This window comes from Neobacillus drentensis (assembly GCF_036965645.1).
GTDB lineage: Bacteria > Bacillota > Bacilli > Bacillales > Cytobacillaceae > Neobacillus > Neobacillus drentensis_D.
In genome coordinates this window covers 1-17,386 of sequence record NZ_JBALPZ010000235.1, presented here as the reverse complement: position 1 = coordinate 17,386, position 17,386 = coordinate 1, and the positions used below count along the sequence as shown (strand labels likewise).

The window sequence follows — 17,386 nt, the reverse complement described above, 5'->3', positions numbered from 1 at the left end:
AACAGCAGATTTAAGGAAATAGACTAGTCTTAAAGTTATGAGTAACTAGTCAGAATTTTGTTAATTTAACTTTTACATTGTATTGTTTAACTTTTACAATAGCTAGATTATAGCTTAATAAAAGAATAGTATTCTATTTACTGTATTAGAAAAGGGGATGAGTGAGATGTTAAAAAAGCTTAGAAAAAAGAAAAGGCTTCTTGCTGGACTTACTTTAAGTACCATGCTATTGGGTTCGGCCGGGGCTTACGCCGCACAAGAAGGTGGGTTTGGAAGCAATTTAGTAGGTAATCAAGCAGATGGTTCTGTCCAAACACCTGTGAACCAGTTGATTACACCAGCAGGGAAACAAATCGAATTTGGCGGTAACCCAATTACTGTTGCAGTTAACCCAAATGGAAAAACGGCTGTAACAATCGTTGGCCGCAACAACTATGGCGGCAAGGGGATCAATGTTGTTGATCTTGCAACAGGAAAATTAACTGTCAAAGATTTATCTTTAGGTCTTTCTAGTATGTGGGGATTAGCGTATTCGAAGGACGGAAATCAGCTTTATGCTTCAGGATCTTCAGGCGGCAAAGGTAAGGTTGTGGTTATGTCTGTTGGTACAGACGGAACTCCTGCTATTCAAAAAACGTATACTCTTCCAAATCCAGCTGTTGGCGGAAATATCAACCCGCTCGATCTAGCAGTCGGACCACAAGGCCAGCTTTTAGTAGCACTTAACCGTGACAACAGCCTTGGGGTAATTGATCCTCAAACAGGTGCATTGACAGCAAAAATTGCAGTGGATAATGCCCCAACAAGTATTTTAGTAGATGGAAATACAGCTTACGTTACCAACCAGGGTGGCAGAAAAGCGAAGGCTGGAGATACAACTGTAGACTCTTCTGGAACTCAAGTAGTTGTTGATCCAAAAACAGGTGCTACTTCTACAGGAACGGTATCCGTTATTGACCTGACTACCAACACCGTAACTAAAACTATTGAAGTTGGCGTACAGCCAGAGCGTATGACGCAATCAGGCCAATACATATTTGTAACCAATACTAATAGTGATACAGTTTCGGTTATCGACTCCAAAACCAATACAGTTGTACAAACAATTGACATCGAACCATATCCAGATGCTCATAAAGGTGCGGCTCCAAACGCTGTTAAAGTAGTGGATAATCAATTAATGGTCAGCCTTGGCCGCGATAACGCAATTGCGGTTTATGATTGGAAAGGCCCTGATAAGACTCCTGAATTGCAAGGTCTCTTACCTACCGCTTGGTTCCCAGTTGATATTGCAGTAGACAATGAAAATAAAAATTTAGTAGTAGTAAATGCCGACGGTATTGGTTCACAAGGTCCGACCCGTGATTTAACCATTCAAGGGGTCAAAGTTAATGGACACTCTTCTTATGCTCAGGTTGGATCGTTATCATTAATTCCATTCCCTTCAACGGAAGACCTTGTTAAAGGAACAAAGCAAGTATATTCAAACAACAACTGGTATGGCATCAAGAACCGAAATGCGGAGCCTCGGAATAACAAGAAACCAGTTGCAATGCCTGAGCGTATTGGCGAGCCATCTACGATTAAGCACGTGTTCTATATAGTTAAAGAAAACCGTACGTATGACCAAGTACTTGGCGACTTAGGAAAGGGCAATGGGGAAGTGGCGTTAACACAGTTCCCTAGAGAGGTTACACCAAACTTCCATAAATTAGCTGAAACGTATCCGCTTTTAGATAATTTCTATGTTTCTGGTATTCAGTCTGCAAGCGGACACCAATGGGTAATGCAGGGTACGAATACAGATTATGAAGATAAAGAAACAGATGCAGCTAACGTTCGAAGCTATCCGGGTGGAGCTGGTGACCCAATGGCCTATGCACCTACCGGCCACTTATGGGATCAAGCCATTAAACAAGGCGTATCGGTAGAAAACTTTGGCGAAGACACTACTGATTTTACCGGTACGGCACCGCGCGGAACTTGGACTGATTGGTATAATGATTATTTAATCCTTTCTGGTCAAAAGCAAGGCCAGTTGCATGTTCCAATTGGCAACTACGAGGCGAAATATGATATTCCGTCACTTGGTTCAATTACACATAAGCCGTTCCCAACATTTGATATGGGCATTCCAGATCAGTATCGTTTTGAAATTTTCAAGCGCCAGTTTGAACAACACGTAAAGAATGATGATTTACCGGCATTAAACACATTGTGGGTCACGAATGATCATACGAACGGTACCGCTACAGGATCTCCTACACCGCAAGCAATGGTAGCAGACAATGATTTAGCTGTTGGTAAAATTGTTGATCTGATTTCCCACAGTAAGTATTGGAAAGACTCTGTTATCATCATTACTGAAGATGATGCCCAGAATGGTCTTGACCATGTGGATGGTCATCGTGAACCTGCGTTTGTCATCAGTCCATGGGTGAAAAAAGGCGTTACTAACAGCCACTACTGGACAGTAATTAACATGGTTCGCAGTATTGAACAAATTTTGGGACTTCAGCCTATGAATCAAAACGATGCGGCTGCGGAACCAATGAGTGAAATCTTTACAAATGAACCAGATTATACTCCGTATGAAGTAGAGCAAAACCAAATTCCACTTGACACCTTAAACGGCCAGCCGAATGCAAATACGGCAGCATTAGCTAACACAGAAAAGGTGACACCAGAGGCGCAGGAACTTTCGAAAAAGTGGACAGAGTGGTCCAACAAAAACAAAGAAAAGTTAGTGGGAAGAAACGCGGCGCCAGATGAGACCAACGCAAATATGCTTAATCATGCTGTTTGGTATGCGACAAAAGGCTTTGATAAGCCATATCCAGGTGAGAAAAAGGTTCATACACCAGAAGATGTAGAAAAGCAGCCTGAAAGCTTTGCTCCATCTCCTGCTGACAATGAGTAATAGACTTAATCTACTATTTTTTAATAGGGCTCCTGTAAAGATTAAGTAGAAACCCAATAATAGCTATCCGTAAGGATAGCTATTATTGTTAAAACGGCAGTATTTTTTCACTATGCCAATTGTGGTGGGGGAAATGGTTAACAGTTTTAACTATTCACCAATTGCACAATGTAAAAACTTAGAGATTAGGTAATTTTTTTAATACATATATAAGGGGGAACGTTATCGGGCGTTATTTTGCCTGGATAAGTTGATATGAGACGACTAATAAATGAAACGATGAAGCGGGCGATTCTGATTGTAACCTTAATTGGAATTCTTCTGGTATGGGGTGGAATGTCTGCATGGCAGATCCAGCGGGATTATTTACCTGAAATTAATAATTCAACCTTGTCGGTAACCGTCCGTGCTGATAATTATCAGGCCGAGCAAGTTAAAGCCCAAATAACAGGACCAATCCAGCAGGCCGTTCGGGTAGTGGAAGGTCTTGAGGATGTAGAAACTAACTCCTTTAATGGCGGGGCATTAATCAGTTTAAACTTTCCCATGAGTTATGACATGAAACAAGCTGAGGATCAGGTTTCAAAAGCCTTAGAGTCAATTCAACTTCCGGCGGGGTCTGAAAAACCAATAATCACACGTCTTAGTACCCATTCCATGCCGATTATTCGCATAAGTCTGATGGCTGCTTCTGCAGATATTACAGAAAATACACTACGCACAGCCATTCAAGAAGATTTTGTTAATCGATTAAAATCTGTTCCAGGGGTAAAGGATGTGCGGGTATCCGGAGGTGGAACAGCAGGATATGCGGTTAAACTCAGAATCGAGGATTTAAAAAAAGCCGGGTTAACAGTTAATGATGTAAAACGCTCACTCGCTGAAAACTACACAACTGTAATAGAGGGAAAGGTTTCTAATAATCAGGTATCCATTCCTATTCAAGTCAAGGGCTGGGGATTTAACCAACAAGACCTTTTGCAGCTTCCTATTAATAATCGAGCAGGAAAAACCATTCCTCTGGCTAATGTGGCCGACATCTCAAACTCAATTGTGAACCTGGAGACTATATCAAGAACGGACGGGAAACCAAGTGTTCTTTTGGATGTATTGAAGACTCCTTCATCAAATATTACCGATGTTTCTAATCGGATAAAAAGTACAATGAAAGATATACCAGCTTTGAAAAATAAAGATATCCATGCTTCCATCCAATTCGATCAAGGCGAACAGGTTAATGCATCTTTAAAGGGCTTAATCAAGGAAGGCTTATTGGGCTGCTTATTTTCAATGATTTGTGTGTATCTATTTTTCCGTAAAGTACGGTCTACCTTTTTAATTGCGATTTCCCTGCCCATCTGTCTTCTAGCTACAACTGGTTTGTTAAAAACAATGGGAATCAGCCTCAATCTTCTTACCGTTTCAGGACTAATCGTTGCCATGGGAAGAGTGGTGGATGACTCCATTGTTATCCTCGACAATATGAACCGGAGAGTCAATGAGGCGCAAGGGAAAACCAGTGTTCAATTGCTGACCACTGCCGTATGTGAAATGATACCCGCAATTGTTTCGTCCACTGCCACTACGGTTGCTGTTTACGCACCCATTGCACTAATCGGAGGCCTGGTAAGTTCAGCATTTTCAGGATTTGCCTGGTCAGTGGTAATCGCTTTGGTCATTTCATTAATTGTCTCCATCTTGGTTGTTCCGGTCCTTTACAACTTAGTTTGGAGGGGAAAACCGATTTCTAGGGATGATGATTTTGAGCTAGTTTCCCATAAAATCTTAACCTGGGCGTTTGAGCGCAAGAAATCAGTTGTTTCAGTTTCTCTCGCCTTCTTTTTAATTGCTTTGGCCGGAGCTGCCTTTCTTCCGGTGAATTTTTTACCAGTCGCGAGCAGTACGGGGCAAATCGGTGTTCAAGTGGAGATGCCGCAAAATACTTCTTTAACAGAAGTAGACGGTGAAGTGAAAAGAATCGAATCTTTTCTACAAACTAATCCGAAAGTGAAATCCTATTCTTCTGGGCTGGGTTCCTCTTTCATACCACAATCCGATGATGTATTTGATGCAGGAGGCGGATGGCTTCAGAAACCAAACATCGCCAATTTGTCTGTAATGGTTAAGGAAGGTACAGACGTGAATGCCTTAATTAACAGTTTGCAGGAACAATTAGATTCGTTGTCTAGTAAGGCTGTCTATACGGTTTCAAATCAAAATATAGCAGGGGATGATTCCCAGTTAAAGATTAATCTCTCAGGAGCTGATAGTCAGACGCTTGAAACCATGGCGCAAACGGTCCGCAGCCAGTTAAAACTGGTTTCCGGATTATCCGTACAGGGAGCTGCCGATGTTGATGACCATTCAACTCAGTATGAGATAAATCTAAATCGAAAGGCAATCGAACATTATGGAATCAAGCTTGATGACGTATTAGACCGAATTCAGCTATATACTGCTGAGGGGACAAAAGGTGTTATCTCTCTAAATCAAAATACCTATCCTGTTGTCATTCATACAGATAAGCAGAATGGGAACTCACAGGATATTTTTTCTTTGCTTGGAAGTGAAGTCTTCGTTAATAATGCAGGGCAGAAAGTGACGTTGAATGAGCTTGCTCTTTTAATGCCAGTAGGGACCTCTGTCATTCAAGAAAAGGATGGACAGCCATATGCTGTGATTACCGCTAATATTATTTCAAGTGATATTGGACATGTAACGAAACTTGTTAAAGAGCAGCTTAAGAAAACTCCATTGCCGGAGGGTGTCAAATATTCCTTTGCTGGTGCACCCGAACAAGTTTTTCAAATGATTTATGAAATGTCGATTGTCTTATTTTTCTCTATTTTACTTGTTCTTGTGATAATTAGCGCTGTTTTCAGGGGATGGAGAGCACCGCTGTCAGTCTTGATCTGTATTCCGTTAGCCTTTATTGGATCTGTCGTCGCAATGTTTATTTTTAGACTTGAGTGGAATCTATCCGCATTGGTTGGATTATTGATGTTAACGGGAATTGTAGTGACAAACGGAATTGTGTTAGTGGATAAAATTGAAAGAAATTTAAAAAATGGTTTTGAACCAAGTAGTGCCATTCTGCTTGGAACGGCTACAAGAGTGAGACCAGTGTTAATGACTGCTGGAACGACGATTTTAACCTTGCTGCCTTTAGCTGTGTCAGGTAGAGGAGACGCGATCATCTCTCAAACTCTTGGTGTTGTGGTCGTAGGTGGAATGATTAGTTCAACTCTTATCTGCCTTTTAGTCATTCCGATTATCTATCAGTGGTTATACCGGAAAACAGTTTATGTAAAGACGAACCAGCAGAAGGATTTAACGGCCTAAGAATTTGATTAAGGAGTGAGGCTTTATAATAATTCCGTTATTATAGAGGTTCACTCTTTTTTACGGTAGTCACCCTATGAATATGATTCTAGTTAAACCAATTACAATAAAGAAAATACGATTTTACAAAACCTTTACATTAGCTTCAAACTGAATTAATACTCATGGTCTATATTTATACCTGTAAGGAAAACAAATAGATTCATATAAAAATATGAATCAAAATAGGGGGAAATAAAGCAAATGAAACGAATCAAAAATTTAAGCCTTCTTACTTTGTTAGCCGCAGTAATGGTCTTCATGGCTGCTTGTGGAGGCGGTACATCAACTGACAAAACAGAGGGCAGCACTAGCAAGGACACTGCTAAAACTGAACAAAAGACAGAACTTTCAGGTTCACTATCAATTTCTGGTTCGTCTGCAATGCAGCCATTAGTAGCAGCTGCTGCTGAAGAATTCATGGCTCAAAATCCAAAAGTTGATGTTCAAGTACAAGCTGGTGGATCAGGTACAGGTTTATCACAAGTTGCAGAAGGTTCTGTACAAATTGGTAACTCAGACGTATTTGCCGAAGAAAAAGAAGGTATTCCAGCTGATCAGCTTGTTGATCATAAAGTAGCTGTTGTAGGTATGACTGCTGCTGTTAACCCTAAAGTAGGTATTAAAGATATTAAAAAAGAAGATTTAATTAAAGTATTCACTGGAAAAATCACTAACTGGAAAGAACTTGGCGGAAAAGACCAAAAAATCGTTCTTGTTAACCGTCCTGACTCTTCAGGTACACGTGCAGTATTTAATAAGTTTGCTCTTGATGGTGCAACTCCTGCTGAAGGAATCACAGAGGACTCTTCAAACACAGTTAAAAAGATTATTAACGAAACAGATGGTGCAATTGGTTACCTTGCATTCTCATACTTCACTGATGATTCTGTAACACCTCTTTCTATTGATGGTGTAGAACCAACTGCTGAAAATGTACAAACTGGTAAATTCCCAGTATGGGCATACCAGCATTCTTATACAAAAGGTGAAGCTACAGATCTTGCTAAAGCGTTCCTTGATTTCATGATGTCAGATGATATTCAAAACAATCTTTTAAAACAACAAGGATATCTACCTGTAACAAAAATGGAAGTTGAACGTGATGCAAAAGGAAATCAATCAAATAAATAAGAATGATACCCCTAAAAAAGGTAAATGCTGAATGCATTTACCTTTTTTTTGCGTCTTAAATAGTATGTTCATTTATCGGAAACGGAAAGACTATTTTTGTACTTTTTCTAGATTAAATATCAAAATGAACATAATTAAATTTGAATCCTATTTTTTACTTCCCAGCTTCACCGAAATACGTAAGCCATATTGTATTATTTTTTCGATGAGAAAACGCTGCCTTTCCACTGATAAATTGAAGTTAACATAACCGATGCTGAGGGCTCCTATTAGTTCGTTGGAGTGATTGAAGATAGGAGCTGCAACTGAGGAGGTGCCTTTTGTTTTTTCCCCATGGCTTTCCCCATAGCCTTGTTTACGAATTGTTTCTAGCAGCTTTAAGAATGATTCTGAATCTTCTTCTGTAACTAATTCATTTACAATTTTTAGGGCTTCGTCCTTGGGCATATTTGCTAGCATAACCTTATTGGCAGCACCGATATTCATCGGAATTCTGAGTCCCAGTTGATCATAAATCCGGATGGGGTTATGAGGGCAGTCAATTCTCTCCATTAATAAAGCCTCTGAACCTATAGGTTTGCTAAAGTAAACACTCTCTTCCACTTCATGCATTAACTTCTCCATTTCAGGACGAATCAGTCCTACAAAATCAAAGGTATCATACATCTTTAAGCCATATTCTAACCATGTATTACCCATTGAATATAGTTTTAAATCCGGATCCTGTTGGACTAGTCCGTGTTTGATCATTGATTGTAATAGACGATGCATGGTACTGACTGGCAGTTTACATTCTTTAGATAAATCTGTTATAGAATACCACCTTACTATATCGCTTTCATTAAGTACTTTAATTACTTGCATTGCGCGGTCAATTGTTTGCATGAATCCCACTCCTTTCATGTCTCTTTAGATATCTCGTTTAAATAATCTGTAAATTCAAAATATATTGACATGTAATTCTCTTTCCTATAATATCATATTATAAATTTCCATTATAAGAAAGTATTTTCCACTATACGGAAAAGAAGGGAGAGGTTAACTTGGTTTCATCAATGTATAAGAAACTTAATAAAGTCATTATGAAACATCCCAGGGATGCTTTTATAAGTCAAGAACATTTGAGTAATGAATGGAAAAGATTCAATTACATCCATGAACCAGATTACATAAAGGCACATCAAGAATTTGAACAGTTTCTTGCTATTATGAAAGAACACGTAGCTGAAATTGACTTTTTACCTGCAACAGAAAGAGTAGGATTAGATTCTCTTTATGCCCATGACCCTGTAAAATTCACCTCAAAAGGGGCAATCATTTTAAAATCAGGGAAAAAGCTGCGTCAGCCGGAGGCAGAAGCATATAAAAGTTTTTTACATGAAAAGAACATTCCAATTTTAGGTGAACTCACCGGTGATGCAGTGGCTGACGGAGGAGACCTAGTTTGGCTGGACGACCGCACCTTGTTAATTGGCCGAGGGTATCGTACCAATGATGAAGCTATTCGCCAGATTCAAGAAATCACAAAAGATTTAGTGGATGAATGTATTATTGTTCACTTGCCACATGCTCATGGAGAAGAGGAATGCCTTCATCTTATGTCTTTCATTAGTATCGTAGATGAAAATCTAGCAGTGGTCTATTCCAGATTAATGCCTGTCTTCCTAAGACAGTTACTTATCAAGCGCGGCTTTAAATTAATAGAAGTACCGGATGAAGAATATGATCGGCTTGGCTGTAATGTACTTGCCGTAGCGCCTAGAGTTTGCATAATCGTGAGGGGAAACCCAAATACGAAGCAACAATTAATTGATGCAGGAGCAGTTGTTTATGAATATGACGGAAATGAAATCTCTTATTTAGGGACAGGCGGACCCACGTGTCTTACATGTCCAGTTGTCCGTGAATAAAAATAGAGGGGGACGAATCATGTATAAAAATACGATTGTAAAAATACCCGGTGAAACTTATGTAAATGGGCTAACCACTTCCAATCTGGGAAGACCAGAATTAGCAAAAGCAATAGAACAGCATAAAGCTTATATTAGTGCTCTGGAAAAATGTGGAGCGAAGGTAACGGTTCTCCCAGGTAATATTGAATTTCCAGATTCCACTTTTGTGGAGGATACAGCAATACTGACTCCTAATTTTGCAGTTATTTCAAACCCAGGGGCTCTTTCACGAAACGGAGAAATCCATGATATGGAACCTGTTATCAAGTCTTTCTACGAAACTATTTATTATATTAAAGCTCCTGGAACTCTTGATGGGGGAGATATTTTGCAGATTGAGGAACATTTTTACATTGGTGTTTCTGCGAGAACAAACTTAGAGGGGGCAGGACAATTAAAACAAATTTTTGAATCCGAGGGATATAAGGCAACGATTATTCATTTAGAGAAATTTTTTCATCTAAAGACAGGAATTGCCTATTTAGGGGACCAAACCATTGTTGTTGCTGGAGAATTTATTGACCATCCCGATTTCAACTCTTATAAAAAGATTATTGTTCCTCCTGAAGAGGAATATGCGGCCAATTGTATCCGTGTAAATGACTATGTCATAATTCCCGCAGGTAACCTTGTGACGAAACAAAAAATCAATGAAGCCGGCTATCAAACCATTGAACTTGAAATGTCTGAGTTTCGAAAGTTGGATGGCGGATTAAGCTGTTTGTCACTGCGCTTTTAGTAGACTGCAAATTAAGAGGGGGGAGAGAGAGGATGGGAAAACAAGGGGTTCAAAAAGAACAATTAAATCGGTCTATGAAACGGCGCCATTTGTTCATGCTTTCTTTAGGGGGAGTCATTGGAACTGGTTTATTTTTAAATGCTGGTTATACGATTAATCAGGCAGGAGCAGGTGGTGCCTTAATAGGGTATATATTTGGCGGCATTATTTTGTACCTTGTCATGGTGTGCTTAGGAGAGCTTGCTGTCTTTATGCCTGTTACTGGATCATTTCAAACGTATGCAAGTAAATTTATTAGTCCATCGGCCGGCTTTTCTTTGGGGTGGATGTATTTCATAGGTTCTGCGACTACTGCAGGAGTAGAATTCACGGCAGCAGGAATCCTTATGAAGCGATGGTTTCCAGATATATCTGTTTGGGTTTGGTGTACGATATTTATTGTCCTGTTATTTTTATTAAATGCCTTAACGACAAGAGGATTCGCTGAAGCCGAATATTGGTTTTCTGGAATTAAAGTTGTAGCCGTGATCTTTTTTATCATCATAGGTGTTGGGGCAATAGTTGGAATTATTCCATTGGAGGATAGGCCTGCTCCTTTAATGCACAACTTAGCACCCACTAGTTTATTCCCTGCTGGGATTGCCATTCTCTTTGTCACAATGATGAATGTTATCTTTTCGTATCAAGGTTCAGAGTTGATTGGCATTGCAGCGGGTGAGAGCGAAGAACCTCAAAAGAACATACCTCGTGCCATTCGCAACGTGTTAGTAAGAATTATTGTCTTTTATCTTGCCTCTATTATCATCTTATCAGCCATTTTTCCAACGAAAGAGCTTGGATTACTAGAAAGCCCATTCGTGACTTTAATGGACCTTGCTGGAATTCCATTTGCACCAGATATTATGAACTTTGTCATTCTGACAGCCATTTTATCAGTAGGGAACTCATGTATCTATGCATCAACCCGGCTATTGTGGGCAATGTCTCATGAAGGAATGGCACCGAAAGTGTTTGGAAAATTATCCAAACGGAAGGTCCCGTTTTCAGCCCTAGTCTTTACCATGATTTTTTCATTATTATCTTTGTTTACAAGTGTAATTGCTGCTGATACAGTTTTTGTATTATTAATGTCTATTGCCGGAATATCGGTAACCATCTCATGGATAGGAATTGCCCTTTCCCAATTTATGTTTCGCCGTCAATACCTGCGGCAGGGGGGGAAATTAGAGGATTTACAGTATAGGGTTCCCTTCTACCCACTAATTCCTCTCATTTGCATTGTATTTTGTGTTTCAATATTAATATTCTTAGCATTCGATCCAACCCAATTAATAGGACTCCTCATCGGACTAGGATTCCTGGTTATTTGCTACTTTTCCTTCTATTTCAAAAATAGGGTGTCAGGCACCACAAATGTACAAAGTTCATCACAGGTGGACAGTGAACTTTCACAAAAAAATTAAGCACATTTTTTAATATATTAAAATACTACTTTATTAAGAATTGACTTCAAAGGAGTATAAACTTATGGAGCAGCTTAGGTGGGGAACACCGGACAAATTAAGAGGATTGTTGTGTGAACTAGTCAGTTGGCATAGTATGACATTAACGGAAGGTGAGCGTGAATTTCCCGGCAAAGTTCAGGAGATGCTGAGAGATCTCCAATACTTTCGTGACAATCCTAACAACTTGGGGCTGAATGAAGCGGATTTGGGTCGTCGCTTTTTAACGGCGTTATATAAACAAAAGGACGTTAAGGACACGATCGTATTAATCAGTCATTTTGATACTGTAAATACTGAAGAATATGGGGATCTTCAGCCATTTGCCTATCAACCTGAAGAGTTGACAAAATTACTTTTTGATAGAATTGATGAATTACACAGCGATGCACAAGTTGATCTTTTATCGGGTCAATATTTATTTGGACGCGGGACAATGGATATGAAAATGGGACTTGCGATGCACATGGGGTTATTGGAAAAAGCATCAGTTGAAAAATGGCCGATTAATCTCCTGTTACTCACCGTCCCTGATGAGGAGGTTAACTCCTCAGGTATGCGAGCAGCCATTCCAAAACTGTTAGAACTAAAAGAAGAGCACTGTTTCCACTATAAACTTTTCTTAAATGGGGAGCCAGTCTTTACACAAGAACCCGGTGACAGAAGTTATTATATTTATTCTGGATCAATCGGAAAAATTATGCCATCCGCACTCTTTTATGGAAAAGAAACACATGTAGGTGAGCCTCTTAGCGGTATTTCTGCACCATATATCGCTTCATTTTTAACACAGCGAATGGAATGGAATTTGAGCTTGCAGGAAAATGTAATGGGAGAATCCACGCCGCTTCCCGTGACACTTCAGCAAAAGGATTTACGATTGGAATACTCAGTTCAAACCCCATACCGCTCAGCAGCATTGTATAACGTTTTTTTAATGAAACGGAAGGCAGAAGAAATTATGGAGAAATTTGAAATAATCGCTCAAGAAGCTGCGATGGCATGCAATCAATCCTATCAAGGTGTTTGTCTTAAGCAATCCGTCAAGCCCGTCGGAGAAGTCCGAGTTTTGCGTTTTGAGGATCTACAGTCGCATGCAATTCAAAAATTCGGCCGTGAATTGGTTGAGAAAGTGAAAGCAGAGGTTCAAGCTAACTTCAACTGGGATGATCGTGAAAAATCCTTACGAATTGCTGACAGCCTGATGATTGAGTGCCAAGAACTTGCACCAGCGATTGTGTTAATGTTTGCACCTCCCTATTATCCAGCAGTTAATTCATCTGACGATCTTCTTGTTAACAATTGTTTTAAATATCTAAAGGAAAAAGGATTGGAGAAATTTGCTTTACCAGTCAAACAAGTTCATTTTTTCAATGGAATTAGCGACTTAAGCTATGTAAACTATCAAGATGATGGAAAAGGCTGGACTGCCTTTAAAGTAAATTCACCGGTATGGGGGAGCAGCTATACTATCCCTTTTGATGAAATGGCACAACTACAGGCTCCTGTCTTAAATGTCGGGCCGTTTGGCAAAGATGCCCATAGACGGACGGAGCGGCTACACATGAAAAATGCCTTTGAAGAGGTTCCAGCCCTTGTTGAAGGAATGATTAAAATGATTTCGTCGAGTAGGAATAAGATACCGTAAATGAAATGACTAAATTGAACTGCACCAATTTCAGGGAGCAGTATTTAATTAATGAATAATAGAACAAAGGTCATTGAGATTCAATCCCAATGACCTTTGCTAGTATGTTTGGATACATTATTTGTATATACTCAAGCCATATTGAATGGCTCCCATATAACCCATCTTTGCTGATTCGATAATTAATTCATAAGCTTCTTCAAACCTAAGTTGATTTTCAAGTAATACAGCAAGATTTAACATAGAAGGGGGATAGCCTAATTTAATGGCATTCTTATAGTAGGTTTCTGCTTTTTTATCATCAGGTAGAATATCAGAGTAACCGAATTGATATATCTTGCCTAATGCATCCAATGCTTCAATCTCACCTAGTGTTGCAGCAGTATTGAGGGCATGTAATGCTTGATTAATATCCAAAATAACCCCTAAACCTTTAAGATACATTAACCCTTGATAATAGAAAGCACTTGCATGTCCTAGTAATGCAGCCTCAGAAAAGTATTCAAAAGCCTTTATGTAGTCTTTTGCGATACCTAACTGGTCACTTCCGAAGTAGTAGTGTTTTCCCATTTCAAACTCGGCATGAGGAAAACCTTTATTTAGAGATTGAGTTAGAATCTCCAAAGCTTCCAAAAAGCTTTCCATTTCATAGAATCTTTTATATTGGTTAAATAGATTCTGAGGATTATTAACATGATCAGTATTGAGCATTTTATTTAAGTCACTATTAAATTGTTCGATTTTCAAATTATTCCCTCCTAATAGTCCTTTTAAAATATATTGAGTAGGTAATGTTAGTAGTTAAAGAAAAATTAAAAACCATAAATGGCTTGGTCTTTTGCTAGGGAACCTATTTGTTATCACGAGATCGTATGTTTAATAAGTAAAATTAGGATGGATAAATGAACATCCCTTGTATTCTCACAACGTAGAATAATCAAGGGATGCCTAATTAACTTGAATAAAATGCTGAATTCCATTTACCTGCAAACGAATGGAATTGTTAGATCAAGACTATTTCTCTATTATCTTTTTGAATTTCCTTTTCAGCATATTCCCACCAACGGTAAGAATTTGCTGAGCGTAGATCAGCATTCGAAGACCTAGGTGTCATATCAATGCCTAATTTAACCATATCGATTGAATGCCCGCCATCATTATAGGTAGAACATATTCGGTAAATATCGTTAAAATCAGCGAATGACATGATCAGGACCTCCCTTCTGAAAGGATTTAGGGAATACAATAATATCTCGATACTCCCTTTAAACTTATTATAAGACCAATTATCCTCAAGGAATGAAGTAATCGTGAACTTATTTTGAATCTTATAATAATTCAGAATAAGGTTGTCCTGAAAGCCATCACATCATATTAAACATTTTCAACAATCGTTGCAACGCCTTGGCCGCCGCCTACGCATAATGTAGCTAAACCAAAACGATCTTCGCGTTTCTTCATTTCATGAATTAATGACACCAAAATTCTTGCTCCGCTGGCACCAATAGGGTGACCAAGTGCGATTGCGCCCCCATTAACATTTAATTTTTCTTTATTAAAATGTAATTCGCGGTCTACAGCGATTGATTGGGCAGCAAATGCTTCATTTGCTTCGATTAGATTAATATCTTCTAATGATAAGGAAGCAGTATTTAACGCCTTTTTAACAGCCGGTACAGGTCCAATACCCATAATACTTGGGTCAACACCAGCAACAGCATTTGCTTTAATTACTACTAATGGTTTAAGCTGCAATTCCTCAGCCTTTTTACGGCTCATCACAACTAATGCCGCAGCACCATCATTAATTCCTGAAGCATTACCAGCTGTAACCGTACCGTCCTTTTTAAAGGCTGGACGAAGTTTTTCTAGACTTGCTGCAGTTGTTCCAAACTTAGGGAACTCATCCTGACTGAAGACGCTAACTTGACCTTTTCTACCAGGGACTTCAACTGGAACAATCTCATCTGCGAATCTATTTGACTCAATTGCAGCTTGTGCTTTTTGTTGACTCCATGCAGAAAATTCATCTTGCTCAATGCGAGAAATTTCATATTTTTCGGCAAGATTTTCAGCTGTAACACCCATGTGATAGTCATTTTCAGCACACCATAATCCGTCTTGAATCATGCTGTCTAGAATTTTCTGATCACCCATTTTAAATCCGTTCCGGCCGCCTTTTAATATATATGGAGACTGACTCATATTTTCCATTCCGCCAGCCACTACTACTTCAGCTTCGCCTGAAAGAATAGCATGTGTTGCCAAGTGAACGGCTCTTAAGCCTGAACCACAAACCATATTGATAGATAATGCTGGTGCTTCTTGTGGAACTCCAGCTGCAAGGGAAGCTTGTCTAGCTGGATTTTGACCTGCGCCAGATTGTAACACATTACCCATAATAACTTGATCAACACTAGCTGGAGTAATACCTGCTCTTTCAATTGCCGCCTTTATTACTGTGGCACCAAGCACTTTAGCTGAAACATTTTGTAAACTTCCTAGGAAACTTCCAATTGGTGTTCTAACAGCACTTACAATTACAACCTCATTTACTGTCATCTGAATCACTCCCATAATAAATTTATTATACTCCTATGTATAATTCCTCTCATATGATACTACATATGGTAGCTAGTTTTATCAGTAACTCTTCGACAAATTTAGAGATTGATTTAAACAGTTAAATAAATGGCTAACGCTGAATTACCTCTATTGGGGGTAGGAAGTTAAGCGGGGGAAATCCAATTGAGAGTGGATAAAAGTATAATTTTAAATTTACAACGAAACCAAAAGAAGACGAAACAAGTTTGTCCAAATAGACGGAGAGAATTTTGTAGAAATCTAGCGAATATTGTAGAAATGTATTCCAAGAAAGATTAGCTACTTTCAGTTTTTTAAGAAAGATTTTTGTAAATTAGTAAAACAATTTGTCAAATTAGTTAAAGTGTTTTGCTTTCTTTGATGATAAAGAGAAGGGAATAACATCCATATGATGTTATTCCCTTGTGTTGTGTTTACTCGAAATAAAATTTTACTTTTCTAATTGAATCTTCAAGAGTTAGCCATCGAATTCTAAATCACCAAACCTCCATCAACACTCAAAACTGTCCCGTTGATATACTTCGCATCATCTGAGGCTAAGAAAAGGTAGGCAGCTGCAATATCTTCAGGTTTTCCAAGTTTCCTAAGTGGGGTTTTATCTTTCATATAATTGAGAACTTTTTCTGGTACAGCCGCAGTCATGCCTGTTTCTATGAAGCCTGGTGCAACCGCATTGACTCGAATTCCTTTTGGTCCAAATTCCTTCCCCCAACTTTTGGTCAATCCGATCACACCAGCCTTTGTGGCAGCATAATTCGTTTGCCCGATATTTCCATAAAGTCCGACAACTGAAGAAGCATTCAGGATTACGCCCGAACCTTGCTTTAACATGATAGGAGCGACCGCCTTTGTGCATTTAAAGACACCCGATAAGTTAACAGAAATTACTTTCTCCCAATCTGATTCCTCCATTTTTGTCAGAAATCCGTCAAGGGTAATACCGGCATTATTTATCAAGACATCGATTTTTCCGTGCTTTTGTACAATAGATTGAACCATACCTTCGATTTGTGAACTATCGGTTACATTGACTTGATAGAATTCTGCTTTTTCATCATTCAAATCTTCCAATGCTTTTCTCCCAGCAGATTCATCATAATCACAAATAATCACATTAGCGCCTTCGTTTAGAAATTTTATTGCTGTTTCTTTTCCAATACCTTGTGCTCCACCGGTAATCAAAACAACGCTTTCATTAAACTTCAAACTTTCCACCTCTTTTTTTAAAATTCTTTCATACACCAGAATTCATGAAGAGAAACCATTCAGTCTGAAATTTTGTCTAAAATGTGAACTGATACCTAACAAATACAATGGATTTGTCGATAATTGTTGAAAAAACGACTGATTTGTAGCCGTTAAACAACCGACTATTGATAAAAAAACAATAGCGATTTGCTAAAAATAGTATTCAATTCATAATAAAAATAGAACAAAGGAAAAATTATCCATGTCTATTTTTTAAAAATGAAAACGCTTAATGCATTGGTGTTAATGGGTTTAGGG

Annotated in this window: 12 protein-coding genes; 7 read left to right on the top strand and 5 right to left on the bottom strand. The window is 38.8% G+C overall.

All coding sequences use genetic code 11. The annotated features are described in order from the left end of the window. Positions 1 to 166: 166 nt before the first annotated feature. From V7266_RS29385 to V7266_RS29375, 3 genes are all read left to right on the top strand, one after another. Positions 167 to 2,920, top strand: a complete 2,754-nt coding sequence (locus V7266_RS29385) for a bifunctional YncE family protein/alkaline phosphatase family protein (protein WP_335472751.1) — start codon at positions 167 to 169, stop codon at positions 2,918 to 2,920. Between the two features lie 255 nt (positions 2,921 to 3,175). Then, a complete protein-coding gene (locus tag V7266_RS29380; protein WP_335472750.1) occupies positions 3,176 to 6,262 on the top strand; it encodes an efflux RND transporter permease subunit in 3,087 nt (1,028 codons plus the stop codon). A 243-nt stretch (positions 6,263 to 6,505) separates the two neighbouring features. Continuing rightward, complete coding sequence (locus tag V7266_RS29375; protein ID WP_335472749.1) at positions 6,506 to 7,435, top strand: phosphate ABC transporter substrate-binding protein; 930 nt, start codon at positions 6,506 to 6,508, stop codon at positions 7,433 to 7,435. Positions 7,436 to 7,582: 147 nt separating this feature from the next. Here V7266_RS29375 and V7266_RS29370 read toward each other — a convergent pair whose 3' ends face one another. Then, positions 7,583 to 8,320 carry an IclR family transcriptional regulator gene (locus V7266_RS29370; RefSeq protein ID WP_335472748.1) on the bottom strand — a complete coding sequence of 246 codons (738 nt, stop codon included), beginning with the start codon at positions 8,318 to 8,320 and terminating at the stop codon, positions 7,583 to 7,585. A 170-nt stretch (positions 8,321 to 8,490) separates the two neighbouring features. On the opposite strand from V7266_RS29370, the gene V7266_RS29365 reads away from it, so the two are divergent. The 4 genes from V7266_RS29365 to V7266_RS29350 all read left to right on the top strand — a co-directional run bounded on the left by V7266_RS29365 (position 8,491) and on the right by V7266_RS29350 (position 13,276). Further along, positions 8,491 to 9,345, top strand: coding sequence for a dimethylarginine dimethylaminohydrolase family protein (locus V7266_RS29365; protein WP_335472754.1), 855 nt, complete (start codon positions 8,491 to 8,493; stop codon positions 9,343 to 9,345). Between the two features lie 19 nt (positions 9,346 to 9,364). Beyond that, positions 9,365 to 10,126, top strand: coding sequence for a dimethylarginine dimethylaminohydrolase family protein (locus V7266_RS29360; protein WP_335472747.1), 762 nt, complete (start codon positions 9,365 to 9,367; stop codon positions 10,124 to 10,126). Between the two features lie 32 nt (positions 10,127 to 10,158). Then, the gene (locus tag V7266_RS29355) at positions 10,159 to 11,589 is read left to right on the top strand and encodes an amino acid permease (RefSeq protein ID WP_335472746.1); all 1,431 of its coding nucleotides are present in this window, start codon (positions 10,159 to 10,161) and stop codon (positions 11,587 to 11,589) included. A 64-nt stretch (positions 11,590 to 11,653) separates the two neighbouring features. Continuing rightward, positions 11,654 to 13,276, top strand: a complete 1,623-nt coding sequence (locus V7266_RS29350) for a M20/M25/M40 family metallo-hydrolase (RefSeq protein WP_335472745.1) — start codon at positions 11,654 to 11,656, stop codon at positions 13,274 to 13,276. A gap of 117 nt (positions 13,277 to 13,393) precedes the next feature. Here the strand turns inward: V7266_RS29350 and V7266_RS29345 are convergent, their stop codons facing one another. From V7266_RS29345 to fabG, 4 genes are all read right to left on the bottom strand, one after another. Next, positions 13,394 to 14,023: a tetratricopeptide repeat protein gene (locus V7266_RS29345; protein ID WP_335472744.1), complete on the bottom strand. Its 630-nt coding sequence runs from the start codon at positions 14,021 to 14,023 to the stop codon at positions 13,394 to 13,396. 256 nt (positions 14,024 to 14,279) lie between these two features. Continuing rightward, complete coding sequence (locus V7266_RS29340; RefSeq protein WP_335472743.1) at positions 14,280 to 14,483, bottom strand: hypothetical protein; 204 nt, start codon at positions 14,481 to 14,483, stop codon at positions 14,280 to 14,282. Between the two features lie 167 nt (positions 14,484 to 14,650). After that, a complete protein-coding gene (locus V7266_RS29335; RefSeq protein ID WP_335472742.1) occupies positions 14,651 to 15,838 on the bottom strand; it encodes an acetyl-CoA C-acetyltransferase in 1,188 nt (395 codons plus the stop codon). Positions 15,839 to 16,351: 513 nt separating this feature from the next. After that, positions 16,352 to 17,086, bottom strand: a complete 735-nt coding sequence (gene fabG / locus V7266_RS29330; protein WP_335472741.1) for a 3-oxoacyl-[acyl-carrier-protein] reductase — start codon at positions 17,084 to 17,086, stop codon at positions 16,352 to 16,354. Between the last annotated feature and the right edge of the window lie 300 nt (positions 17,087 to 17,386).